Source organism: Streptomyces virginiae, assembly GCF_041432505.1.
GTDB classification, from domain to species: Bacteria; Actinomycetota; Actinomycetes; order Streptomycetales; family Streptomycetaceae; genus Streptomyces; species Streptomyces virginiae_A.
Genome location: NZ_CP107871.1, coordinates 3,693,032 through 3,718,587, shown reverse-complemented (window position 1 = coordinate 3,718,587; position 25,556 = coordinate 3,693,032). Strand labels below are relative to the sequence as shown.

16 protein-coding genes and 1 riboswitch are annotated in these 25,556 nt (G+C 72.4%); of the genes, 11 read left to right on the top strand and 5 right to left on the bottom strand.

The genetic code is table 11. The features are described from left to right. Positions 1–77: 77 nt before the first annotated feature. Positions 78–1,682 carry an MFS transporter gene (locus OG624_RS17250; RefSeq protein WP_371639562.1) on the bottom strand — a complete coding sequence of 535 codons (1,605 nt, stop codon included), beginning with the start codon at positions 1,680–1,682 and terminating at the stop codon, positions 78–80. A 343-nt stretch (positions 1,683–2,025) separates the two neighbouring features. Here OG624_RS17250 and OG624_RS17245 point away from each other — a divergent pair, with 343 nt between their 5' ends. Together OG624_RS17245 and OG624_RS17240 are read left to right on the top strand one after the other, a co-directional pair. Then, positions 2,026–2,802, top strand: coding sequence for an ABC transporter ATP-binding protein (locus OG624_RS17245; protein ID WP_202508311.1), 777 nt, complete (start codon positions 2,026–2,028; stop codon positions 2,800–2,802). Between the two features lie 53 nt (positions 2,803–2,855). Continuing rightward, positions 2,856–5,384: an ABC transporter permease gene (locus OG624_RS17240; RefSeq protein ID WP_371640856.1), complete on the top strand. Its 2,529-nt coding sequence runs from the start codon at positions 2,856–2,858 to the stop codon at positions 5,382–5,384. 73 nt (positions 5,385–5,457) lie between these two features. Here the strand turns inward: OG624_RS17240 and OG624_RS17235 are convergent, their stop codons facing one another. After that, positions 5,458–6,864 (bottom strand): DUF2079 domain-containing protein, encoded by a 1,407-nt coding sequence (locus OG624_RS17235; RefSeq protein ID WP_371587881.1) that lies wholly within the window; start codon positions 6,862–6,864, stop codon positions 5,458–5,460. 216 nt (positions 6,865–7,080) lie between these two features. Between OG624_RS17235 and mfd the strand changes: the two genes are divergently transcribed. Next, positions 7,081–10,614: a transcription-repair coupling factor gene (mfd, locus tag OG624_RS17230; RefSeq protein WP_371639561.1), complete on the top strand. Its 3,534-nt coding sequence runs from the start codon at positions 7,081–7,083 to the stop codon at positions 10,612–10,614. Positions 10,615–10,709: 95 nt separating this feature from the next. On the opposite strand, the gene OG624_RS17225 is transcribed toward mfd, so the two are convergent. Further along, positions 10,710–11,423 carry a hypothetical protein gene (locus OG624_RS17225; RefSeq protein WP_371592920.1) on the bottom strand — a complete coding sequence of 238 codons (714 nt, stop codon included), beginning with the start codon at positions 11,421–11,423 and terminating at the stop codon, positions 10,710–10,712. 215 nt (positions 11,424–11,638) lie between these two features. Here OG624_RS17225 and OG624_RS17220 point away from each other — a divergent pair, with 215 nt between their 5' ends. From OG624_RS17220 to OG624_RS17210, 3 genes are all read left to right on the top strand, one after another. After that, positions 11,639–13,699, top strand: a complete 2,061-nt coding sequence (locus tag OG624_RS17220; RefSeq protein WP_326748224.1) for an N-6 DNA methylase — start codon at positions 11,639–11,641, stop codon at positions 13,697–13,699. Between the two features lie 168 nt (positions 13,700–13,867). Beyond that, positions 13,868–14,464, top strand: coding sequence for a hypothetical protein (locus tag OG624_RS17215; RefSeq protein ID WP_078909430.1), 597 nt, complete (start codon positions 13,868–13,870; stop codon positions 14,462–14,464). After that, positions 14,461–15,969, top strand: a complete 1,509-nt coding sequence (locus tag OG624_RS17210; RefSeq protein ID WP_033222682.1) for a serine/threonine-protein kinase — start codon at positions 14,461–14,463, stop codon at positions 15,967–15,969. Before OG624_RS17215 ends, OG624_RS17210 begins: the two co-directional genes overlap by 4 nt. Here the strand turns inward: OG624_RS17210 and OG624_RS17205 are convergent. Then, a complete protein-coding gene (locus OG624_RS17205) occupies positions 15,953–18,409 on the bottom strand; it encodes a YfhO family protein (protein WP_371639560.1) in 2,457 nt (818 codons plus the stop codon). The two genes, OG624_RS17210 and OG624_RS17205, sit on opposite strands and share 17 nt — an antisense overlap. A 279-nt stretch (positions 18,410–18,688) precedes the next feature. On the opposite strand from OG624_RS17205, the gene OG624_RS17200 reads away from it, so the two are divergent. Together OG624_RS17200 and OG624_RS17195 are read left to right on the top strand one after the other, a co-directional pair. Continuing rightward, complete coding sequence (locus OG624_RS17200; protein WP_033222683.1) at positions 18,689–19,312, top strand: SurA N-terminal domain-containing protein; 624 nt, start codon at positions 18,689–18,691, stop codon at positions 19,310–19,312. A 54-nt stretch (positions 19,313–19,366) separates the two neighbouring features. Next, positions 19,367–20,410, top strand: coding sequence for a nucleoside triphosphate pyrophosphohydrolase (locus tag OG624_RS17195; RefSeq protein WP_371639559.1), 1,044 nt, complete (start codon positions 19,367–19,369; stop codon positions 20,408–20,410). Positions 20,411–20,427: 17 nt separating this feature from the next. Here the strand turns inward: OG624_RS17195 and OG624_RS17190 are convergent, their stop codons facing one another. Next, entirely contained in the window at positions 20,428–21,639 is a 1,212-nt protein-coding gene (locus OG624_RS17190; protein WP_051763459.1) for a globin domain-containing protein, read from the bottom strand. A gap of 115 nt (positions 21,640–21,754) precedes the next feature. On the opposite strand from OG624_RS17190, the gene OG624_RS17185 reads away from it, so the two are divergent. From OG624_RS17185 to OG624_RS17175, 3 genes are all read left to right on the top strand, one after another. Further along, complete coding sequence (locus tag OG624_RS17185) at positions 21,755–23,041, top strand: cytochrome P450 (protein ID WP_161296019.1); 1,287 nt, start codon at positions 21,755–21,757, stop codon at positions 23,039–23,041. Between the two features lie 190 nt (positions 23,042–23,231). After that, the gene (locus OG624_RS17180; protein ID WP_326748219.1) at positions 23,232–24,161 is read left to right on the top strand and encodes a transglycosylase family protein; all 930 of its coding nucleotides are present in this window, start codon (positions 23,232–23,234) and stop codon (positions 24,159–24,161) included. 276 nt (positions 24,162–24,437) lie between these two features. Then, positions 24,438–24,610: riboswitch (cyclic di-AMP (ydaO/yuaA leader) on the top strand. A gap of 3 nt (positions 24,611–24,613) precedes the next feature. Continuing rightward, positions 24,614–25,336: a LysM peptidoglycan-binding domain-containing protein gene (locus tag OG624_RS17175; RefSeq protein WP_033222690.1), complete on the top strand. Its 723-nt coding sequence runs from the start codon at positions 24,614–24,616 to the stop codon at positions 25,334–25,336. Positions 25,337–25,556: the final 220 nt, after the last annotated feature.

Below are 25,556 nucleotides of genomic sequence, written 5' to 3'. Positions count from 1 at the left end.
CGGAAACGGTCCTGGCACGAGGGTCACAAACTGGCCCGGCCATGACAAGGCGACTTTCCGCGTACCTCTGGTCCTCCTCAGTCCTCCTCGCGCAGTTCCGGCAGGACGGGGAAGCGGCGCGGTGCCACCAGCAGCAGGACCAGCAGCGCGGCCACGGCGGCCGCCGTGGCGCCGAGGAAGATGTGTTCCACGGCGGCGGCCACCGCCTCGCGCAGGTGGTCCGCGGCGGCGGCCGGCAGCAGCTCCGGTCGGTCCAGTGCCTTCGCCACGTCGTCCAGGTGCTCCGGCAGGCCGGAGACGGGGGCGTCCGTCAGGCGCGCGGCGAAGGTGGCGTTGGCCACGGCCGCGAGCAGGGCGGCGCCCACGCTCTGGCCGACCTGCCGGCAGAACAGCACCGAGGCGGTGGTGGTCCCGCGCTCGGCCCAGCCCACGGTGGACTGGACCCCGACGATCAGCGGGAGCTGGAAGAGGCCGAGGGCGCCGCCCAGCAGCAGCATGATCAGTGCGGGCTGCCAGGGCCGGGCCGGGTAGGGCAGCAGGGTGAAGGAGAACAGGATCAGCGCGGCGAGCGCGATCCCGACGGCCGCGGTGTCGCGGAAGCCGATGCGCCGGTAGACGTGCTGGCTGCAGGCGGCGGTGACGGGCCAGCTCAAGGTCATCACCGACATGACCAGGCCGGCGCCGACGGGGCCGAGGCCGAGCACGGACTGCGCGTAGGTCGGCATGAAGACCATCGGGGCGACCATCAGCAGGCCGAGCGCCCCCATGGCCAGGTTGACGGCGGCGATGGTGCGCCGGCGCCACACCCAGCCGGGCAGGATCGGTTCCTCGGCCCGGCGTTCCACCCGGACGACGACGGCGGCCAGCAGTGCGCTCGCGCCGAGCAGTCCGAGCGAGGGCGCGGACAGCCAGGGCCAGGCGACGCCGCCCTGGACGAGCGCGAAGAGCAGCAGCCCGCCGCAGGCGAAGACGGCGAGCGCTCCCGCCCAGTCGATCGGTCCCCGGCGGCCGGGCGACCGTACGGGTTCGGTCAGGTGACGGGCGATCATCCACAGGGCGAGGCCGGCCAGCGGCAGGTTGATCAGGAAGATCCAGCGCCAGTGCGCGTACGAGGCCAGCAGTCCGCCGAGCGCCGGGCCGGCCACGGCCGAGGTGGCCCAGACGCTGGACATCCGGGCCTGGATCCGGGGGCGTTCCTTGAGCGGGTAGAGGTCGGCGGCAAGCGTCTGGATCGTGCCCTGGAGGGCGCCGCCGCCCAGGCCCTGGACGATGCGGAAGGCGATGAGGGCCGCCATGTTCCAGGCGGACGCGCACAGCAGCGAACCGACGAGGAAGAGGCCGATGCCGAAGAGCAGGACCGGCTTGCGGCCGAAGGTGTCGGACAGCTTCCCGTAGACGGGCAGGGTGACGGTCACCGCGAGCAGGTAGCCGGAGAAGAGCCAGGAGAAGACGGAGAACCCGCCGAGGTCGCCCACGATCTGCGGGACGGCGGTGGCCACGATGGTGCTGTCCAGGGCCACGAGGGCCATGCCGAGCATCAGGGAGGCGACCACCGGGGTCGGCGGCCGCGCCGCCGGCTTGTCCGCGGCGGCGCCGCCGGTCGCGTGCCCGGCCGGAAGGGGGGTGTCGGCCGCGGGCCCCGAGGGTGTGCCGTCCGGGCCCGTGCTCTCCGCCGATGCCACCGAGATTCCTTCCCCCTGCACGTAACTGCGGGGAACACCATCTCACCGCCACCTGCCGGGCGGTATCCCTCAGGGTCCGTACGCCGAAGGGTGCAGATCCCCTAAGGGTCCCTCCGCACTACGGGCCAGGGGCCGTTCCTCCCGGCGGAGGAGGTGATCGGCCCCGACGCGTTCTTGACTGGAACCTACGCACAACAGGCCGGGGGGTGGGGTTAACCCCCGGGCGGATACGGCGATGGGCACCAGCGCGCCGAGCTTCCGCCCGGCGGAGACTCATGACGGCGACGCAGGCACCGACGCAGACGTACGCATTCGAAGAGGGAGAAAGACCGTGACAACGGCTATGACCGAAACCAGGCACGGGGGTACTGGAGGGCATGCTGCCGTCGCGGCCCGGGCACGCAAGGTCGTCAAGGCCTACGGCTCCGGGGAGACGCGCGTCGTCGCCCTCGCCGAGGTCGACGTGGACATCATGAGCGGCCAGTTCACCGCGATCATGGGTCCGTCCGGCTCCGGCAAGTCCACGCTGATGCACTGCCTCGCCGGTCTCGACACGGTGACCAGCGGCCAGATCCACCTGGACGACACCGAGATCACCGGGCTGAAGGACAAGAAGCTCACGCAGCTGCGCCGCGACCGGATCGGCTTCATCTTCCAGGCCTTCAACCTGCTGCCCACGCTCAACGCCCTGGAGAACATCACGCTCCCCATGGACATCGCGGGCCGCAAGCCCGACGCGGAGTGGCTCAACCGGGTCGTGGAGACCGTGGGCCTCGCGGGCCGGCTCAAGCACCGCCCGACCGAGCTCTCCGGCGGCCAGCAGCAGCGCGTGGCGGTCGCCCGCGCCCTCGCCGCCCGCCCGCAGATCATCTTCGGTGACGAGCCGACCGGAAACCTGGACTCCCGGGCGGGCGCCGAGGTCCTCGGCTTCCTGCGCCGCTCGGTGGACGAGCTCGGCCAGACGATTGTCATGGTCACGCACGACCCGGTGGCGGCCTCCTACGCGGACCGCGTCATCTTCCTGGCCGACGGCCGGATCGTCGACGAGATGCACGGCCCCACCGCCGACCAGGTTCTCGACCGCATGAAGGACTTCGACGCACGCGGGCGGACCTCGTGAGCAACACCGTCCTGAAGACCTCGCGGCGCAACTTCATCGCCCACAAGGGGCGGATGGCGCTCTCCGCCGTCGCGGTCATGCTCTCCGTCGCCTTCGTCTGCGGCACCCTGGTGTTCACCGACACGATGAACACCACCTTCGACAAGCTCTTCGCCGTCACCAACTCCGATGTGACCGTCACGCCGAAGGAGGCGAAGGCGGGGGAGGAGACCTCGGACCGCGGCCGCCCCGAGACGCTGGCCGGCTCGGCCGTCGAGCAGGTGCGCAAGGTCGAGGGCGTCAAGAGCGCCGAGGGCGGCGTCGTGTCGATGTCCGTCACGGTCGTCAACGCCAAGAACGAGAACATGGGCTCGACCACCGGCGCCCCGACCATCGCGGGCAACTGGAGCGACAACGAGCTCAAGTCCATGAAGATCACCTCGGGCAACGCGCCGCGCGGCCCGACCGAGGTGATGGTCGACGCCGACACCGCCGAGAAGCACCACCTGAAGCTCGGTGACGAACTGCGCACCATCGCCATCACCGGCGACACCCGCGCGAAGATCAGCGGTATCGCCACCTTCACCGTCACCAACCCGGGCGCGGCGATCGTCTACTTCGACACCGCCACCTCGCAGCAGGCGCTGCTCGGCTCCCCGGGCGCCTTCACGCACGTCAACGTCACCGCCAAGGACGGGGTGAGCGACGAGCAGCTCAAGCGGAACATCGCCGCGGCCGTCGGCGCGGACACCTACAAGCTGCAGACCGCCAAGGAAGCGGCGGACGCCAACCGCAAGGACGTCGGCTCCTTCCTGAACGTCATGAAGTACGTGATGCTCGGCTTCGCCGGGATCGCCTTCCTCGTCGGCATCTTCCTGATCTTCAACACCTTCTCGATGCTGGTCGCCCAGCGCACCCGAGAGATCGGCCTGATGCGCGCCATCGGCGCCGACAGCGGCCAGGTCCTGAAGTCCGTGGTCGTCGAGGCCTTCCTGCTCGGCGTCGTCGGCTCGATCCTGGGCGTCGGCGCGGGTGTGGGGCTCGCCATCGGCCTGATGCAGCTCATGGGGTCCATGGGCATGCACCTGTCGACGGACGACCTGACGGTCGCCTGGACCACCCCGGTCATCGGCGTCGTCCTCGGCGTCGTCGTGACCGTCGTCTCCGCCTTCATCCCGGCCCGCCGGGCCGGCAAGGTCTCCCCGATGGCCGCGCTGCGCGAGTCCGGCACCCCGGGAGACAAGAAGGCCGGCGTGATCCGCGCCGTCCTCGGCCTGGTCCTCACCGGCATCGGCGGCGCGGGGCTCTACCTCGCCACGGCCGCCGAGGAGGCCGGACCCGGATCGCTCTGGCTGGCCCTGGGCGTCGTCTTCACCCTCATCGGTTTCATCGTGATCGGCCCGCTGCTCGCCGCGGGCGTGGTGAGGGTGCTCTCCGGAGTGGTGCTGCGGCCCTTCGGGTCCGTGGGCCGGCTCGCCGAGCGCAACGCCCTGCGCAACCCGCGCCGCACCGGCGCCACCGCCGCCGCGCTGATGATCGGCCTCGCGCTGGTCGCCTGCCTGTCGGTGGTCGGCTCCTCGATGGTGGCCTCCGCCACCGATGAGCTCGACAAGTCGGTCGGCGCGGACTACATCGTCAACTCCGAGACCGGTCAGCCCGTACTGCCGCAGGCCGAGCAGACGCTGCGCGCCACCAAGGGCCTCGACCACGTCACCGCCTACCGCGAGGTCGCGGCCAGGATCACGGCCCCCGACGGCACCTCCGAGGAGGACGGGCTCGGCGCCACCGACCCGACGTACGCCAAGGACATCCGGCGCAAGATGGTCGCCGGCGAGCACGCCGCGGCGTACGGGACGAACGCCATGTCGGTCGGTTCCGAGTACGCGACGAAGCACGGCGTCAAGGTCGGCGACGAGCTGACGGTCGCCTTCACCGGCGGCAACACGGTCAAGCTGAAGGTCGCCGGGATCACCAGCGACGAGGGCAACCTCGACAAGGGCATGAAGTACATCAGCACCGAGACGGCCCGGGCGAACGTCCCGGCCGACAGGCTGCCGCTCCCCTTCATGCTGCTGGCCAGCGCCCAGGACGGGCAGTCGGACGCCGCCGCCTACGGGTCGGTCAAGACGGCGATGGCCGAGTACCCGCAGTACAAGGTGCGCAACCAGACCGACTACAAGCAGGCGCTCAAGGACCAGGTCGGCCAGCTGCTGAACATGGTCTACGGCCTCCTCGGCCTCGCGATCATCGTGGCGGTCCTGGGCGTCGTGAACACCCTGGCCCTCTCGGTGGTCGAGCGGACCCGCGAGATCGGCCTGATGCGCGCCATCGGCCTCTCCCGCCGCCAGCTGCGCCGCATGATCCGCCTGGAGTCGGTGGTCATCGCCCTCTTCGGCGCCCTGCTCGGCCTCGGGCTGGGCATGGCCTGGGGGGTCGGAGCCCAGCAGCTCCTGGCGCTCCAGGGCCTGAAGGTGCTGGAGATCCCGTGGCCGACGATCCTCGGGGTGTTCGCCGCCTCGGCCTTCGTGGGCCTGTTCGCCGCACTGGTCCCGGCCTTCCGGGCAGGGCGGATGAACGTACTGAACGCGATCGCGAGCGAGTAGCCGCTCCGGTCGTTCGGGGGAATGCCGGTCCGGGACCTTCGGGTTCCGGACCGGCGTCGTTTCCGGGGCCGGTTCACCCCCGCCGCATCAGGACGATGCCGCCGGCCTCCCCCACCAGGGTGAACCGCTCGCCCGGGTGGAGCTGGTGGGCGTAGTCGGTCGGATCCTCGCCGGCCCACTTGGAGGAGTTGTCGATGGTGATCCAGTCGGGCACCACACCCTTGCTGCCGCCGATCCACAGCACGCGGCAGCGGGAGGTCAGCCGGGTCAGCGGGGTGGTGTCGGCCTCCACGGTGGCCCCGTCGGGGATCCGGTCCAGGAGCCGCTCGATCGCCGTGACCCGCTCGGGCTTCTGGTACGTACGGGCCTCCGCGAGCTTGGCGGTCGGCATGGCGGTCGCGCTCAGGGCGAGGGCGGCGGCCAGGACGGCGGCCGGCAGCTGCAGGGCGTACGAGCGCAGCCAGGGCCGCTCGCCGCGCCGCACGGTGTCGATGGCGTCGACCAGGGCGAGCGTCACCACGGGCATGAGTACGGCGCTGTAGTGCCAGTCGGTGGACCAGTAGTGGTCGTCCCCGGACAGGAACCGCCAGCCGAGGGTGGGCGCGGCCACCAGGAGCAGCGGCGAGCGCAGAGCGAGCAGCCCGGAGGTGGGGATCAGCACCCACGCCAGGGTGGTGAGCTTGGTGCCGAGGCCGGCGAGCGGACCCGCCCCGTCGATCTTGTCCCAGTAGCCGTAGCCCGCGGTGGCGAAGGCCGGTATGAACACGGTGAACACCAGGACGGCGAAGACGCAGGCCGCGGCGGCGACGCCGAGCGCGGCCATGCTGATCCGGCGGTTGCCGTCGCGGGCCCGCCAGGCCACCACCACGGCCAGCGCGGCGAGCGTGAAGCCGAGGTCCTCCTTGACGAGGACCAGCGGCAGCCCCCACAACAGGGCGGCCCGCCAGCGCCGGGCGAGTACCGCCTCCAGCGCGAAGGCCAGCAGCGGCACCGCGAAGGCGATCTCGTGGAAGTCGAACTCGACGGCCCGCTGGATGCCCCAGGACAGCCCGTACGCGATGCCGACGGCGATCCCGCGGGACCGGCCGAGGAAGCGTACGGCGGCCCGGGTGACGGGCACGGCGGACAGCGCGAACAGCGCGGACTGCACGACCAGCAGGGTGAGCGGACCGGGGAAGACCCGGTAGACGGGGGCGACGAGCGCGATGATCGGGCTGAAGTGGTCCCCGAGGATGTTGGCCCCCGGCCCCTTCAGGTCGACGACGGGCTCCTGGAGGTGCGCGTACGCGCGGATCGCCTGCTCGAAGATCCCGAGGTCCCAGGAGGCCCAGTCCATCCGCCGGAACCGGCCGACGGACAGCACGAGGTAGACGAGGAACAGCCCGGTCGCGACCAGCCAGGGTGGAGCCCACGGGTACCGTCCCGGCCGGGCGGGTGCCGGTACCACCGGCGCCGGGCGGGCTATCGCATCGCTCGTCACGGACTCGTGCTCCTCCGGGGAAAGTCGTCTCCCCGGCGGAAGACGACGCGGCGAGCTCGGACAGTCACAACACGAACATCGTAAAGCGGCGCGAGGGGCGTCGTCGTAGGGTGGGAACCCCCGGCCCGTGCGACGTGTCGGGCCCTTCGCGTTGCCCGCTCCGCACCCCCGCACCTTTCACAGCCCCAGACCTTCACCGGACGGAAAGCCTCTTTCATGAGCCTGCACGGACTGCTCGACGCCGTCACCCGTGATGCCGCCCTCGCCGAGGCGGTCACCGCGGCCGGGGACGGCAAGCGCATGCACGTGGACCTGGTCGGCCCCGCCGCCGCGCGGCCCTTCGCGATCGCCGCGCTGGCCCGGCGGACCAGGCGGACCGTCCTGGCGGTCACCGCCACCGGGCGCGAGGCCGAGGACCTGGCCGCCGCGCTGCGCTCGCTGCTGCCGCCCGACGAGGTGGTGGACTACCCGTCCTGGGAGACCCTGCCGCACGAGCGGCTCAGCCCGCGCAGCGACACCATGGGCCGCCGGCTCGCCGTCCTGCGCCGCCTCGTGCACCCGAGCGAGGACGATCCGGCCGCCGGTCCCGTGAGCGTGCTCGTCGCGCCCATCCGCTCCGTGCTCCAGCCGCAGGTCAAGGGGCTCGGGGACCTGGTCCCGGTCAGCCTGCGCCAAGGCGGCGGCGCCGACCTCGGGGAGATCACCGAGGCGCTGGCGGCCGCCGCGTACGCGCGGGTCGAGCTCGTCGAGAAGCGCGGGGAGTTCGCCGTGCGCGGCGGCATCCTCGACGTGTTCCCGCCCACCGAGGAACACCCGCTGCGCATCGAGTTCTGGGGCGACGAGGTCGAGGAGATCCGCTACTTCAAGGTCGCCGACCAGCGCTCCTTGGAGATCGCCGAGCACGGACTGTGGGCCCCGCCCTGCCGCGAGCTGCTGCTGACCGACGCGGTACGGGCGCGGGCCGCGGCCCTCGCCGAGGCCCACCCCGAGCTCGGCGAGCTGCTCCACAAGATCGCCGAGGGGATCGCCGTGGAGGGCATGGAGTCCCTCGCCCCGGTCCTCGTCGACGAGATGGAACTGCTGATCGACGTCCTGCCCGCCGGGTCGATGGCCGTGGTCTGCGACCCGGAGCGGGTCCGCACCCGGGCCGCCGACCTCGTGGCCACCAGCCAGGAGTTCCTGATGGCGTCCTGGGCGGCCACCGCGGGCGGCGGCGAGGCCCCCATCGACGTGGGCGCGGCCTCGCTGCGCGGGATCGCCGACGTCCGCGACCGGGCCCGCGAGCTGGACATGATGTGGTGGTCGGTGTCCCCCTTCGCCGCCGACGAGAGTGCCGGCGGCGGCGACACCCTCAAGCTCGGCATGCACGCCCCGGAGGCCTACCGCGGCGACACCGCCCGGGCGCTGGCCGACACCAAGGGCTGGATCGCCGACGGCTGGCACACCGTCTACCTCACCGAGGGGCACGGCCCGGCCGCCCGTACGGTCGAGGTGCTCGGCGGCGAGGGCATCGCGGCCCGGCTGGAGGCGGAACTGGGCGTCCTGGAGCCGAGCCTGGTCCACGTCGCCTGTGGTTCGATCGACAACGGCTTCGTCGACCCGGTGCTGCGCCTGGCCGTGCTCACCGAGACCGATCTGACCGGCCAGCGCACCGCCACCAAGGACCTCGGCCGGATGCCGACCCGGCGCCGCAAGACGATCGACCCGCTGACCCTGGAGGCCGGCGACTACATCGTCCACGAACAGCACGGCGTGGGCCGTTACGTCGAGATGGTCCAGCGCACGGTCCAGGGCGCCACCCGCGAGTACCTGCTCGTGGAGTACGCGCCGGCCAAGCGCGGGCAGCCCGGCGACCGGCTCTACATCCCCACCGACCAGCTGGAGCAGGTCACCAAGTACGTCGGTGGCGAGGCCCCGACCCTGCACCGGCTCGGCGGTGCCGACTGGACCAAGACCAAGGCGCGCGCGAAGAAGGCGGTCAAGGAGATCGCCGCCGACCTCATCAAGCTCTACAGCGCGCGCATGGCGGCCCCCGGTCACACCTTCGGCCCGGACACCCCCTGGCAGCGCGAGCTGGAGGACGCCTTCCCGTACGCGGAGACGCCCGACCAGCTCACCACCATCGCCGAGGTCAAGGAGGACATGGAGAAGTCGGTCCCGATGGACCGGCTGATCTGCGGCGACGTCGGCTACGGCAAGACCGAGATCGCTGTGAGAGCCGCATTCAAGGCGGTCCAGGACGGCAAGCAGGTCGCCGTCCTCGTCCCGACGACCCTGCTCGTGCAGCAGCACTTCGGCACCTTCTCCGAGCGCTACAGCCAGTTCCCCGTCAAGGTGAAGGCGCTCTCGCGGTTCCAGAGCGAGAGCGAGTCCAAGGCCACCTTGGAGGGCCTGCACGAGGGCTCGGTGGACGTGGTCATCGGTACCCACCGGCTGTTCTCGCAGGAGACCCGGTTCAAGGACCTGGGCCTGGTCATCGTCGACGAGGAGCAGCGGTTCGGCGTGGAGCACAAGGAGCAGCTGAAGAAGCTCCGCGCCAACGTCGACGTGCTCACGATGTCCGCGACCCCGATCCCGCGCACCCTGGAGATGGCGGTGACCGGCATCCGCGAGATGTCGACGATCACCACCCCGCCGGAGGAGCGGCACCCGGTGCTCACCTTCGTCGGCCCGTACGAGGAGAAGCAGATCGGCGCGGCCATCCGCCGTGAGCTGCTGCGCGAGGGCCAGTGCTTCTACATCCACAACCGGGTGGAGTCCATCGACCGGGCGGCCGCGAAGCTGCGCGAGATCGTGCCCGAGGCGCGGATCGCGACGGCCCACGGCCAGATGTCGGAGCAGGCGCTGGAGCAGGTCGTCGTCGACTTCTGGGAGAAGAAGTTCGATGTGCTCGTCTCGACCACGATCGTCGAGTCGGGCATCGACATCTCCAACGCCAACACCCTGATCGTGGAGCGCGGCGACAACTTCGGCCTGAGCCAGCTGCACCAGCTGCGCGGCCGCGTGGGGCGTGGCCGCGAGCGCGGGTACGCGTACTTCCTGTACCCGCCGGAGAAGCCGCTGACGGAGACCGCGCACGAGCGCCTCGCGACGATCGCCCAGCACACCGAGATGGGCGCCGGCATGTACGTGGCGATGAAGGACCTGGAGATCCGCGGCGCGGGCAATCTGCTCGGCGGCGAGCAGTCCGGTCATATCGCGGGCGTCGGCTTCGACCTCTACATCCGCATGGTCGGCGAGGCCGTGGCCGACTACCGGGCCGCGGTCGAGGGGCAGGTGGAGGAGGAGCCGCCGCTGGAGGTCAAGATCGAGCTGCCGGTCGACGCGCACGTCCCGCACGACTACGCGCCGGGCGAGCGGCTGCGCCTGCAGGCGTACCGGTCCATCGCCTCCGCCACCTCCGAGGCCGACATCAAGGCGGTACGGGAGGAGCTCACCGACCGCTACGGCAAGCTGCCGGAGCCGGTGGAGAACCTGCTGCTGGTGGCCGGGCTGCGGATGCTGGCCCGGGCCTGCGGGGTCGGGGACATCACCCTCCAGGGCAATAACGTCCGGTTCGGTCCGGTGGAGTTGCGCGAGTCGCAGGAGCTGCGGCTCAAGCGGCTCTACCCGGGGACGGTGCTCAAGCCCGCCACCTCGCAGGTGCTGGTCCCGCGCCCCAAGGCGGGCAAGATCGGAGGCAAGCCGGTGGTCGGGCGGGAACTGCTGGCCTGGACGGGGGAGTTCCTCACCACCATCCTCGGCTCGTAGGGGCCGTGGCGCCCTGAGCGGGTGCGACGGCGACGGGAACGGCCGTGGCCGGGGACCTCACAGGTCCCCGGCCACGGCCGTTCCGCGTGCCCGGCTCAGCCCAGCTGGTCGGCGTCGATGACGTCCTTGCCGGTCGGCGCCTCGGTGTTCACCGGCTTGTCGAAGCCGCTGAAGGAGACCTCGGCCGGCTCCTTGCCGGTGATGCTCGCCTTGAGCAGGTAGGGCTTGCCCTCGGTGGCCACCTGCAGGGTCTCGGTGCCCTCGTCGGTCTTCGTGGTCAGGGTGAGGGCCTTCTGGCCGCCTACCGAGGTGACCTTGCCCTTCTCCGCGCCCTTGCTGTCGTCGAACTCCTTGAGGAGCTCGTCCAGGTCGCACAGGGAGGCGAGTTCCTTCGAGTCGGCGTCCGAGGCCTTCGACTTCAGCCAGTGGCCGGCCAGCTGCTTGACCGCCTCGTCCGCCTCCGCCTTGGGCAGGTCCTTCATCTGGGAGCGGTAGAAGGGCTCGTCCGCCTTGATGAACACGAACTCGGAGGCGCGGAGCATTTCGAAGGAGCCGTCCTGGCCGGCGATCGTGCCCCGGCACTCGCCGGACTTGCTGACGGCCATGTTCAGCTCCAGCGGCTTGCCGTCCTCCCAGACCTTGCCGCTGACGGTGAGCGAGGCGGCGCCGCGCAGGGCGTCCACGGACTTGTCCGCCACCTCGGAGCCGGTCAGGTCCGCGAACGGACCGGACGCGAAGCATCCGGTGAGGCCGAGGGTGGCGGCGCAGGCGAGGGCGGCGGTGGCGGTGAAGCGGTGAGCGGTGCGCATGGGGACTCTCTAGGGCTTCTGGAAGGTGGGGGTAAAGGAAGATTAAAGGAGAAGCGGAAGATTGTATTCCGCCTGCGGTGGATCCCGGCGATCCGGCGGGTGATGACGTGCCGATCAGAGCAGATCTCTGTGAACCGAGTCAACACGATTCACAGAGATTCTTGAGTTCACGCTGTGAATCGGTCTCTTCGGTGTGAGCGGGTAAGCTCCCCGGCATGCCCGAGGAGAACGCCGCAGCAGAGGTCACCGCAGCAGAGGTCGCGGCGGCCGAGGTCACCGCCGCCGAGGTCGCCCGCCTGGCCGGGGTCGGCCGCGCGGCCGTCAGCAACTGGCGGCGCCGCCACGCCGACTTCCCCAAGCCCGTCGGCGGCACCGAGACCAGCCCCTCCTTCTCCCTGGACGAGGTGGAGCACTGGCTGCGCGCCCAGGGCAAGCTCGCCGAGGTCCCGCTGCGCGAACGCGTCTGGCAGCAGATCGCCGCCCACCCCGGCGGGGCCGTCGTCGCACTCGTCCAGGCGGGCGGCGCCCTGCTCGTCGTACGGGACCGGCCCACCGACTGGCTGGAGCTGACCGCCGTCTCCGACGCCCGCATGGCCACCCTGCTGCGGCCCGTCCTCGACCAGGCGCTCGGCGCCCGCCTCGGGCCGGGCCACGCGCTCGCCGAGATCCCGCCGGACCCGGCCGCCATGCCGCTGCTGCGGGCCGCCGCCGCACTCGCCGCCGAACTCGGGGCCCGCCAGGCCTTCGAGTTCCTCCTCGGGCGCCACCTCGACGCCAACCCCCGCCAGTACACGCTCACCCCGGACGGCCTCGCCGCCCTGATGGCCGCCCTCGCCGGACCTGCGGCCCGCACCGTCCTCGACCCCGCCTGCGGCACCGGCAGCCTGCTGCGGGCCGTCCGCGGCGCCACCGCCCTGTACGCGCAGGACTCCGCGCCCGAACTCGCCGCCCTCGCCGCCCTGCGCCTCGCACTGAACGGAACGCCCCAGGTCCGCGCCGCCGCCGCCGACAGCCTGCGGGCCGACGCCTTCGCCCAGGACACCGTCGACGCCGTGCTCTGCCACCCGCCGTTCAACGAACGCGCCTGGGGCCACGAGGAACTGGCCTACGACCCGCGCTGGGAGTACGGCTTCCCGGCCCGCACCGAATCCGAACTCGCCTGGGTCCAGCACGCCCTGGCCCACCTGCGCGAGGGAGGCACCGCCGTCCTGCTCATGCCGCCCGCCGTCGCCGCCCGCCGCTCCGGCCGCCGCATCCGCGCCGACCTGCTGCGCCGCGGCGCGCTGCGGGCCGTCGTCGCGCTCCCGGCCGGCGCGGCGCCCCCGTACGGGATCCCCCTGCACCTGTGGGTGCTGCGCCGACCCGCCCCGCACGCGGCGCCCCCGGCCGGGCTGCTGCTCATCGACACCGCGGCCCTCGCCGCCGACGACCGGCTCCGTTCCGTCTGGCCCGCCGTGCACGAAGCGGTGCAGGACGCCTGGAGCGCGTACGACCGCACCGGCTCGGTGGCGCAGGCGCCGGGCGTCAGCCGCGTCGTCCCCGTCATCGAGCTGCTGGACGACGACGTGGACCTCACCCCCGCCCGCCACCTGCCCCCGCCGACCGCCGGCGGCGGCCCGGCCGAGCTGACCGCCGTACGGGAGCGGCTCGGCGAGACCCTCGGACGGGCCGCCCGGCTCACCCCGCCCGCCGCGGCGGCGCCCGCCGGCGGCACGGTCCGGCCGCCGATGACCACCGTCGGCGAACTGGCCCGCGCCGGAGCCCTGGAACTGCACACCGGCACCGGCGGCGGCACCGGCTCGGCCCCCGTCCTCACCGAACAGGACGTCTCCACCGGGTCCGGCCCCACCGGCACCCTGGCGCCCACCGCCGACGAGCCCGTGCTCACCGCCCCCGGCGACGTCCTCGTCCCCCTCGTCGGCGGCGCCGCCATCGCCCGGGTCGTCGACGAGGCCACCGCCGGCGCGGTACCCGGCCGCGGCCTGGCCCTGCTGCGCCCGGACCCGGCCGCCCTCGACCCGTGGTTCCTGGCCGGATTCCTGCGCGGCACCGCCAACACCCGCCGCGCCAGCAGCCACGCCTCCACCGCCACCCGCCTCGACGTCCGCAGGCTCCGACTGCCCCGGCTGCCCCTGGCGCAGCAACAGGGCTACGGGCTGCGCTTCCAGGCGCTCGCCGAGTTCGAGGACGCGCTACGGCTCGCGGGGCGGCTCGGCGAACAACTCGTCCAGGGTTTCCACGACGGCCTCTCCGACGGCACGGTCACGCCGGAGTGAACAGCCGTGCAGCGAGCGTGCAACGGTTGCGCGCATCCCCTCACCCCTGGCCGGGAACGCTGTATACCCTCAGACCCGAAACCTCTTCCGCACGGCCCGTCAGGAGCAGCGATGCACGGCCCCGGCCTTCCGCCGCAGCACGGCCCCCAGTCCGATTCCGGGGGTGTGATGGCATTGCGCGTGGTGTTCGTGCTGCTGCCCATCCTCAGCTGCGGCTTCCTCGCCTGGGGTTCCCTGCTGCGGCTCGCCCTGGTCACCCGCAAGTCCCGTGACTGGACGCTGATGGTGGTCAGCGGCGTGCTGGCCGTCGTGTGGATGACGCTCATCCAGATCGACCCCACCCCCGACGTCAACGGCTGGCAGGGCAACCTGGGCGCCGGCGGCTCGATCTTCAGCGGACTCGCGATCTGCGTGTACTTCCTCGTCGCCGACATCAAGCACCACGAGGCCCGGCGCACCGCCCCGACCGCGCAGTGGTACCCGACGCAGTCCGCCCCGTACACCCACCCGCAGTCCTCCGGGCCCGCCTACGGATACCCGCCCGCCACCGCCACCACCCGGCCCTCCACCCCGACGTCGACCCCGACCCCGACGCCGGTCCCCGCGCCCCCGCAGGTGCCGCCGCAGCCGACCCCGCCCCCGCGCCTCGGGCAGGTCCGCGCCGAACTCGACGAGCTCAGCGAGCTGCTGCGCAAGCAGACCCCGCCGACCGGCGGCCCCCGCCAAGACCCCCACCAGACCCCGTTCCAGGACCCGCACCAGTGACCGACCGGCTCATCGGCGACCGCTACCAGCTCGCGACCGTCCTCGGCCAGGGCGGCATGGGTCAGGTCTGGACCGCCTACGACCGGCGCCTCGACCGCCGCGTCGCCGTCAAACTGCTGCGCCCGGACAAGGTCGCCGGCCCCGGCACGGTCGCCGAGGAGCTGCGCCGCCGCTTCGTCCGCGAGTGCCGGGTCACCGCCCAGGTCGATCACCCCGGCCTGGTCACCGTGCACGACGCGGGCAGCGACGGCGACGAACTCTTCCTCGTCATGGGCTACGTGGAGGGCGCCGACCTCGCCGACCACCTCGCCGAGCACGACCCCTACCCCTGGCAGTGGGCGGTCGCCGTCGTCGCGCAGCTGTGCTCGGTCCTGTCGGCCGTGCACGCGGTGCCGATCGTGCACCGGGACCTGAAGCCGCGCAACGTGATGGTCCGCCCGGACGGCACCGTGCTCGTCCTGGACCTCGGCGTGGCCTCGGTGATGGACACCGACACCACCCGCCTCACCAGCACCGGCTCGCCCATCGGCAGCCCCGCCTACATGGCCCCCGAGCAGGCCATGGGCGGCGCCGTGGGCCCCTACACCGACCTGTACGCCCTCGGTGTGCTGCTCTACGAACTCCTCACCGGCAACGTCCCCTTCGCCGGGTCCACCGCACTCGGAGTCCTGCACCGCCACCTGTACGAGCCCCCGGTCCCGGTCCGCCAGATACGCCCGGAGATCCCGCCGGACCTGGAGAAGCTCCTGCTCCACCTCCTCGCCAAGGACCCGCAGGACCGGCCCTCCTCCGCCCAGGAGGTCTACGAGGCCCTGGCCCCGCTGCTGCCCGCCCGCGACAGCCGCACCCCGTCCGGCCCGCTCGACCCGACCCGGCCCTTCCTGCGCCCGCAGGCACCCTGGCCGGACCGGGCCGCGGTCGTCCCCCCGCGGCCGAGCACCCCGCCCGCGCCGCCCAAGGCCGACGTCCCCGGCGCCGTGGACGAGGCCCGCAAGCTGCTGGACGAGGGCCGGCTCACCCAGGCCGTGGACATCCTCGGCGGCATCCTCCCGGCGGCGGCCGCCGAGCACGGCGAGCACTCCCCGGTGGTCCGCTCCCTGCGCAAGCAGTACGCCGCCACGCTCATGGACGACGGCCAGTACCGGCGCGCCCTGCCGGAACTGCGCCGCCTCGCGGACGAGTTCCCGGCCGGGGACCCCCAGTCGCTGCGCTTCCGCTACGACTCGGCCCAGTGCCTGGAGCAACTCGGCGAGCCGGCCGCCGCCCTGGCGGAGTACCGCTCGCTGCTCCCGTTCTTCGAGAACCACTACGCCAACCCGGATCCGGGCCTGCCGCTGGAGGTCCGCCGCCGGATCGCCCACCTGCTGCTCTCCCTCGGTGACCGCCAGGCGGCCCACGACACCCTGGCCCGGCTGCTGTTCGACGCGGAACGGCTGCACGGCCCGGCCCACCCCTTCCCGGCCGAGATCCGCCGCACCCTGCACTGGCTCAGCCAGGTCCGCTGACCGGCCGGGCCCGCCCCCGCAGGGCCGTGATCAGCACGATCCCCAGCGCGCCCGCCGCGACCGCCGCCCCCGGGACCAGGCCCGGCGGGCGGAACGCGCAACTCACCGTGGTGGTGCCGGGCGAGAGCGGGATCGCCACCAGACCCAGGTGGTCGGTGGCCGGGCGGCCGTCGCAGGTCCAGCCGGCGATCGCGGGGACCGAGAGGACCGCCGTGCCGGTCGTGCCCGGCGGGAGCGTGGCGTGGACCTCGGAGGAACCGACCCGGACCGAGGTCGCGGACGTGGCCCGCAGGCCGGCCACCGCGGTGTCGAGCCGCGCCCGGTCCAGGCAGGCCAGGGTCCACCGCGGGGGCGGGGCCGCGTCGAAGACCAGGGCCGAGGAGGCCCCGCGGGAGGGGCCCAGCGGCTGGAGCGCCGCCCGATTGCGCGGTGCGTTGCCGTTCAGGCGGAAGGCGGGGCCGTCCGCGAGGCGAGCCGTCGCGTTGTACTCCGGGGCCCACAGGTAGGCCTCCGTGCCCGCGCGGCAGACACCGGGCGCGAGCGGGTCCTCGTACACCCGGGCGCCCAACAGCAGCTCCTGGTTGGCGAAGGGGGAGTCGTCGGCGTAGGAGAGGGCGGCGCCGGGCGGACGGGTCGTCACCAGCGGGGGGACCTCGGCGCGCCGCACCGTGCCGTCGGGTCCGAGGCGGGCGCCCACCGCGAAGACGGCGTCCGTCACCGGGTTGTCGATGCTCTGGACGTTGCGTCCGCGCGAGGTCCAACCCGCCCCGAGCGCGACCATCGTGCGGGTGAACACGTCCGGGGTGTGGCTGCTGTAGTACGAGCCGCCCTCCCCGCCGAGCAGCAACGGGTCGTTGCCCGTCAGGGCGGGCCGGCCCGGGTCGGTGCGGTACGCGGGCCAGCCCTCGGCGGCGGCCAGGGCCTCGGCGCGCGCGGTGTGCGCCGGCCCCCAGGACGGGTAGTCGTCCAGGCCGCCCAGCTTGCCCCGGTGGCCGTAGGCGATGGTGGCGGCGGCCTGCGTCAGCAGGACCAGCGCGAGCACCCCGGCCGCCGGCCATGCGAGGTGGCGGTGGCGCAGCGCCCACCAGGCCGCGGCCGCGAGCGCCAGCCCGCAGCCGAACAGCGCGTAGCCCGCCGCCGACACCAGCGGGCTGTCGTACGCCCACAGCGCGGCGGCCGCCAGGACGCCCGCACCCGTCATCAGCGCCGGCGGCCGCGGCAGCCCGGCGGCCAGCCCGGTCCAGGCGGCGATCACGGCGATCCCGGCCAGGACGAAGGTCTGCCGGTACGGGCTTCCGTTCGGGGTGGCGAACAGGTGCCAGGCCAGGTGGGTGGGCGCCCACTGGAGGGAGAGCCCCACGGCCACGGTCAGTCCGGCCCACCCCAGCCGGGTGCGGGCGGGGACCGCCCGGTGGAAGGGCAGGGCGGCCACCAGCAGCAGCGTTCCGGTGCCCACGAACACGGCGGGGGAGGAGAAGGAGTAGGTGCCCGGCAGCAGCCGCGCGAACAGGTCGGCCGCGGAGACCGGCCGGAACTCCTTGACCCACCCCGGGTAGGCCTGCCCGGAGCTGAGGAAGAGGGGCAGGAGCACGGGCGCCGCGAGCGCGATCCCGAGCACGGCCGTCCCGGCGCCGCGCGCGATCACCGACAGCCGGGTGCGCACGCCCTCCCGGGTGAGCACCACCCGTACCAGCAGCACCAGGGCCGCGCCCAGCGTGGCCATGTAGGCCGTGTAGAAGTTCGCCGTCCAGCAGACCGCGACGACCAGCGGCGCGAGCAGGATCCGGCGCCCGCGCAAGGCCCATTCACCGGTCAGGCACAGCAGCGGGAAGGCGATCAGCCCGTCCAGCCACATCGGGTTGTAGGCGGCCTCGATCACCGACCAGCCGCACAGCGCGTACGAGGCCCCGAGCAGCCCGGCCGCCCACCAGGGCCCACGGCGCTGCGTGCGCAGCAGCCAGGTCATCGCCGCCGCGGCGGCCGCCGTCTTGACCACGGTGACGACGTACACGGCGAGGTCGATGTCCGCACGCGGGAAGAGCCCGACGAGGACGGCGAAGGGGCTGGTCAGATAGGTGCCCAGGTCCGGCAGGAAACTCATGCCGTATCCGGAGCGCCAGTTGAACAGCAGCCCGCCCTCCGCCCGGCCGTGCAGCAGGTCCCACAGCTGCGCGTGGAAGGGGACGAACTGGTTGCCGAGGTCGTTGACGCTGCGGTGGCGCGCTCCGTAGGGGAACACGCGGGCGGCGGCGTCCCCGGCGCACACGGCCACCGTCGTGAGCAGGGCGGCGAGCGCCGAGCCGAGCAGACTCCGGCGGCGCGGTGAGGGGCGCCGTGACGGGCGCTGTGAGCGACGGGGTGCGGGACGCGGCGAGGTACGCGGCGAGGTACGCGGCGAGGTACGCGGCACGGAGCGCGGCGAGCGGTGCGTTGTCGACATGGTGGGCCGACCTTGGCAGTGCCGGGTGACCGAAGGATGGCCTCAGGGTTGCCGATGGCCGATCCGGCCGCCCCCCCGGGCCGCGAGGTCCCCCGGACGGGTGACGGGTGGCGCGCCGGACCCCCCGGAGCCCGCCGACTCGCCTATGAACGGTGCGTGTTCGGTCCGCGCGCGAATCGTTGGTCGAACCAGTGGTCCGGATCACCGTGACCTCATAACATCGATCACCGCACGGCCCTTTGTGCACCGACGCACAATCTCCCGGCCCTGGAGGCTCCTTTGCACCGTCGCACAGCGCTCTCCGTATCCGCCGCCCTGCTGGTGGCGGCGCCCCTGCTGTCCGCCTGCTCGGGCGAACCGCGCCCCGGCACCGCGGCCGTCGTGGGCGGCGAACGGATCACCACCTCCGCGCTCCAGGCCCAGGTGAACGACGTCCGAGCGGCGCAGAACCGTTCCGGGCAGGCCGCCGCCGAACTCATCGCGAGCACCCCCCACCTGGAACGGCAGAAGCTCGACGCCCTCCTCCAGAGCCGGATCATCGACAAGATGGCCGACACCGCGGGGCTCACCGCCACCCAGAAGGACATCGAGGACGAACGCAAGGCGTACGTCGAGGAGAACGGCGGCAACGAGCAGTTCGAGGCACTGCTCCTGCACAAGGGGGCCATGGCCCCCGGCCAGGTCGACCGCTTCCTCCGCGACCGGGTGCTCCTCACCGCGCTCACCGCCAAGTACGGAGCCGGGAAGCTGGAGGAGCCGGCCCGCGCCGCCGTCGAGGCCCTCCACATCGAGGTGAACCCGCGCTACGGCGCCTGGGACGCCAAGGAGATCAAGCTCGGCACCGGGCAGACGCCCTGGATCAACCAGCGGACGCGCCCCGAGGCGGCTCCCGCCGGAGCCTGACGCCCCGGGGTCCCCCCGGCCCGGGGGCCGGCCCGGCGGAGGTAGGTTCGGAGGGTGACCGACCACTCCGAACCCACCGCCACCCCCGACGCCGACGAGCCCACGGGCCGCATCGTCCTGCTGACCACCAGCCACCGGGTCGCCCCAGGGGTGCTGTCCTGGCCGGCGTGGCAGACCCTGCACGCCGCGGACCGGGTGCTGTGCGCCGACCCCGGCCACCCGCAGCTGCCGTACCTGCGGGAGGCCGGCATCGAGGTCGCGTTCGAGAGCCCGGACGCGCACGCGCTGGTCGAGGCCTGCGCGGGCGGCCGCACCGTGGTCGTGCTCCCGGGCGGCGAGGGCGACCAGCGGCTCACCGACGGGCTGGCCCGGCTGGCCGGCTCGGGCCGGGTCTCCATGCCCGACCTGGAACTCCTGCCGGGCTCGTACGACCTGCCGGGCGCCCGCCTGCTCGACCTGGTCCAGGTGATGGACCGGGTCCGGCGCGAGTGCCCGTGGACCTCCGGGCAGACCCACCGGGGCCTGGCCAAGTACGCGATCGAGGAGGCGTACGAGCTGGTCGAGGCCATCGAGGACGGGGACCGTGAGGAGCTGCGCGAGGAGCTCGGCGACGTACTGCTCCAGGTGGTCTTCCACGCCCGGATCGCCGAGGAGGCCGGCGGGGACGGCGGGGACGGCGAGGACGACGAGGGCGCGGACGAGGCCTTCTCCATCGACGACGTCGCCGGGGCGCTCGTCACGAAGCTGATCCACCGGCACCCGCACGTCTTCGGCGACGCGAAGGCCGAGACCCCGGAGGACGTCAGCGCGCACTGGCAGCGCACCAAGGCGGTGGAGAAGCGGCGCGCGTCGGTCACCGACGGGATCCCGGTGGGCCAGCCCGGTCTGGCGCTCGCGGCCAAGCTCGCGGGCCGGGCCCGTACGGGCGGCGTGGCCGTGGAACTGCCCCGCGGCGAGGGCATCGGGTACGAACTGCTGGAGCTCGCGGCGCGCGCCGAGGCGGCGGGGATCGACCCCGAGACCGCGCTGCGCGCGGCGGCCCGCGCCTACCGGGACGCGATCCGGGCGGCCGAGGGCCTCGCGGAGCCGGGCGAGTAGCGCCCCCTTTTTCCGGGCTAGTACTCCCTCGGCGCGCGGGCCGAGGGGTCGAGCCAGTGGGGCGCCGGGCGGTCCAGGAACCACTCGCCGAAGCCCACGGGGCGCTCCCCGTAGCCGTGGCCGTGGGCCGGTACCGCGTCGTGGAAGAGGCGGCCGGGGCGGGCGCCCAGTTCGCGGAGCAGATGGGCGGTCTCGTCGACGAACTGCGGCGGACCGCTCAGATAGACGTCCTGGTCCGGCCACAGGCCCCGGTGGCCGAGGGCGGTCGCGAGCCGGTCGGTGGCCTGGTTGCGGTGCTGCCCGGGGGCGGGCGTGATGTAGGTGACGGCGAGCCAGCCGCAGCGGGCCGCGTACGCGTCGATGAGCGGGCGGTCGTAGAGGTGCGCGCCGTCCCGCGCGACCACGAAGAGCCGTACGTCCTGATCGGGAGGACGCTCCGCGAGATCCTCCAGCAGGGCCCGGATCGGCGCCCAGCCGGTGCCGGCGGCGATCAGGCTGACCGGTCGGTCCTCGCGGCGGAAGGTCAGCTGCCCGCCGGCGGCGCCGAGCCGCACCATGTCGCCCGGCCGCGTCTCGCGGACCAGGGTGGTGCTCAGCCGGCCCTGGTCGACCCGGCTGACGTGCAGGTCGAGGGTGCCGTCGGGGCGGGGGGCGTTGCCGATGGAGTAGGTGCGCCAGGTCGTCGGGAGGCGCTCGCTGCTCACGCTCGTGTACTGGCCGGGGAGATAGGGGAAGGGGGCGTGCGGCCGGAGCGTCAGGACGCCTATGTCCGTCCCGTACTGAAGATGGCGTACGACCTCCGCGTCCCACCACGGCGGGTCCCCGCTCGCGTCGGCGCCGGCCGTCATCGCGTCGGCCATCACCTGATAGGCCTCGGCCCACGCCTTCTCGACGGACGGGGTCCAGGCCGCGCCGGAGGTCTCCGCGAGGGCGGCGATCAGGCTGGCGCCGACGGCCGCGTAGTGCTCGGGGCGGACCAGGAACTTGCGGTGGTCACGTCCCAGGTCGCGCAGGTAGGGGCCGAGGGTCTCGTCGTCGAGGTGGGCGATCACGTGGGTGAGCGCGGCGAAGAGCCGGTCCCGCTGGCGTTCCATGTCGTGGAGGGAGTCCGGGAAGAGCGCGCGGACCGAGGGGTTGTGCCAGAAGAGGTGGGCGTAGAAGAACTTGACGGCGTGCTCGGCTCGTCGCTCCACCACCGCGAAACTGCTCTTCAAGATCCTGACGTCCACAAAACCGAAAGTAGGAATGCCGGAGAAGTTCAGGTCAAGAGATGGACGATCTACGGACAGCCGCGACGAACCACCGATATCGGATGGGGGTTCGGTGCCGGGATACGGTCATCAGGTGCACGAGCAGACCTCCGGAACCCCCGCCGAGACCCCCGCCGACGCCCCTTCCGTCGAGGGCCCCACCCTCTTCGACTGGGAGTTCGCGACCGACCCCTACCCGGCCTACGCCTGGTTGCGCGAGCACTCCCCGGTGCACCGCACCAAGCTGCCCAGCGGGGTCGAGGCCTGGCTCGTCACCCGGTACGCCGATGCCCGCCAGGCCCTCGCCGACCAGCGGCTCAGCAAGAATCCGGCGCACCACGCGGAGCCGGCGCACGCCAAGGGCAAGACCGGGATCCCGGGGGAGCGCAAGGCCGAGCTGATGACGCACCTGCTCAACATCGACCCGCCGGACCACACCCGGCTGCGGCGGCTGGTGTCGAAGGCGTTCACCCCGCGCAGGGTCGCCGAGTTCGCCCCCCGGGTGCAGGCGCTCACCGATCACCTGATCGACGCCTTCGCGGGGAAAGGTGAGGCCGATCTCATTCACGAGTTCGCCTTCCCGCTCCCCATCTACGCCATCTGCGAGATGCTCGGGGTCCCGCGCGAGGACCAGGACGACTTCCGTGACTGGGCGGGCATGATGATCCGCCACGGTGGCGGTCCGCGCGGCGGAGTGGCCCGGTCGGTCAAGCAGATGCGGACCTACCTCGGTGAACTCATTCATCGCAAAAGGGATGATCTGGGCGACGACCTGATCTCCGACCTGATCCGGGCGAGCGACCACGGGGACCATCTGACGGAGGGTGAGGCCACCGCCATGGCTTTCATCCTGCTTTTCGCCGGTTTCGAGACCACCGTGAACCTCATCGGCAACGGGGTCCACTCCCTCTTCATGAACCCCGAGCAGCGCGAGCGCCTCCAGCGCTCCCTCGCCGCCGGGGAGAGCGGACTGCTGGCCACCGGGGTCGAGGAACTGCTGCGGTACGACGGCCCGGTGGAGCTCGCCACCTGGCGGTTCGCCACCGAGGCGCTGACCCTCGGCGGCATGCGGATCGAGGCGGGTGATCCGGTCCTGGTCGTGCTCGCGGCCGCCGATCGGGATCCGGAGCGCTTCGCGGAGCCGGACACGCTCGACCTCTCCCGGACCGACAACCAGCACCTCGGGTACGGTCACGGCATCCACTACTGCCTCGGCGCTCCGCTCGCCCGGCTCGAAGGGCAGACCGCGCTCGCGACTTTGCTGACGCGTCTACCCGATCTGGAACTGGCTGTTCCGCCTCAAGACCTGCGCTGGCGCGGGGGGTTGATCATGCGAGGGCTACGTACTCTTCCCGTTCGATTCGCGGCTCAAAACACTTGAGCGAAATCTGATTAAAAGTCAGATGCGACTTGAACTTGTGACAATCGTTCGAAGGCCGCTAGGTTCTGCCGTTACCTAGCTGTTATGCGAAAGGTGATCCTTCATGCTCTCCGGGAACGGCCGTCACAGACGCCCCCGCCAGGTCCCCGCGCTGGTCGTCACAGCCGGTGTCACTGGCTCTGCGTTGGCCATGCCACTGCTGGCCGCCACCAGCGCCACCGCCGCCGACACGTCCACGTGGGACAAGGTCGCCGAGTGCGAGAGCGGTGGCTCCTGGAGCGCCAACTTCGGCAGCGGCGCCTACGGCGGACTCCAGTTCACCCAGGAGGAGTGGCAGAGCGCCGGCGGGCTCGAGTTCGCCGAGCGCCCCGACCTGGCGAGCCGCTCCCAGCAGATCGCGGTGGCCGAGCGGGTGCTCGGCTCGACGGGGCCGCAGGCGTGGCCGCTGTGCGCGGCCTCCGCCGGCCTGGTCAAGGAAAGCCCCGCCGCACAGGTGGACCCCGGTCTGCCCGGCGGTCAGAGCTCGGTGGCTCCCGCGCCGTCCCGTCCGGACGAAGCCGTTCCGTCGGCCGGTGGCGGCAAGCCGTCCACGGACTACGGGTCCCCGACCCCGGCCCCGTCCGGCACCCCGTTCCTGATTCCCGACGCCCCGTCCATCGGACTGCCCGTCATGCCCGCGCCGGACATCCCGACGACGCCTCCGGTCGACCCGACGGCTCCGGTCCGGCCGGGCGACCCGACCGGTACGCCGACCCCCGTCGACCCGACGCAGCCGGCGGACCCGACCACGCCGCCCACCACCGCGCCCGTCACGCCGGGGCTGCCCCCGGTCGACCCGACGGCCCCCGCGACCCCGGAGGTCCCGCAGACCACCGGTGCCACTCCGGTCGAGGGCAACGGCAAGCACCGCGGTGCGCCGGAGGTCGGTCCCTCGGCCCTGCCTGACGTCTCGTCGAACCCCGTCTACACGGTCCAGGCGGGCGACAGCCTGGCGACCATCGCGGTTGCCAAGGGCGTAAAGGGGGGCTGGAACGGTCTCTACCAGGCCAATGAGCAAGTCATCGGCGAGGACGCCGACCTCATCAAGCCCGGTCAGAACCTGGATCTAACCACCCAATAGGGACAGTTCAGTTATCCGGAAAGAGTTGAATGTCGGATTTCTGTAAGTGAGACATGTGTCTCTTCCGGTCAACTGGCGTGTCTCACCCAGGGCATTGCGCAAACCCCGCCCTCACCTGCGCAAACACCCCTGTGAGGGACGCAAGTAGGGGTCGTTTCTCCCCGATGTTGCTCGTTGAACATCGGGGAGAGACCTGTCTACCTTCTGAACCGCTCGCCACCGCGAGCTCCTTCGACCGCATCGCCGAATCCTGCCGGCGGACGGAGGGAACAGTCGTCGCGTCAAGCGCCGAAGGCAGGAGCGGGGGAACCAAGGTAGGTGCCGGGAGCGGCCGTTGAGAGACGGTCACGCCACCGGCTTGGGGTCAAGACGTGCGCTAGGTCGCACGGCCGGGCAACTCACTCGCCCGAACCCGACAGCTCACCTCGTAGGCGTCGGTGAGGAGAAACTCCATGCTGCTTTCCGGCAAGGGCAAGCACCGTCGCGGTACTGCAATCGAGCGGTCTGTCCGGATCGTCACGCTCGCCGGTGTCGCCGGTGTGGCCGTGGCCGCCCCCCTGATGGCCGCGGGCACCGCCAGCGCCGCCACCTCGTCCGAGTGGGACAAGGTCGCGCAGTGCGAGTCCGGTGGCAACTGGGCCATCAACACGGGCAACGGCTACTACGGCGGCCTGCAGTTCTCGCCCTCCACGTGGTCCGGCTTCGGCGGCAAGTCCTACGCCCCGCAGGCCAACCAGGCCACCAAGGCGCAGCAGATAGCCGTCGCCGAGAAGGTCCTCAAGAGCCAGGGCAAGGGTGCCTGGCCGTCCTGCGGCAAGGGCCTGTCGAACTCCTCCTACGCCGGCGGCGGCGCCGAGACCCCGGCCTCCAAGCCGCAGTCGAAGCCCAAGGCCGAGACGAAGAAGACCGAGACCAAGAAGACCGAGACCAAGGTCGCGCCGAAGCAGGAGACCAAGCGTCCCGAGGCTCCGACCACCCGCTCCGAGCGCGCCGAGGCCCCGGTCGCGCCGAAGACCGGCAACGGCTCGTACGAGGTCAAGTCGGGCGACACCCTGGGCACCATCGCCGAGGCCAACGGCGTCAAGGGTGGCTGGCAGAAGCTGTTCGAGCTGAACAAGGACATCGTCTCGGACGCCGACCTGATCTTCCCGGGCCAGAAGCTGAAGCTCAGCTGAACACCGAGGTAGAGCCGCGGGAACATGTACGCGGCGTCAGCTGACTCCGTGCAGGATGTCCACCGCCCGGCGCGTGCCCCACGCGCCGGGCGGTGCCGCGTCCGCCCCCGAAACCCGATGATCAAGCGACCCTATGTCCCGGAAGAGGGGTATTCGGTCCCTTTTTCGTCCCAGGGTCCGGGCGGTCGGGCGGCCCAGTGCCCGGAGCCGGTTAGGCTCT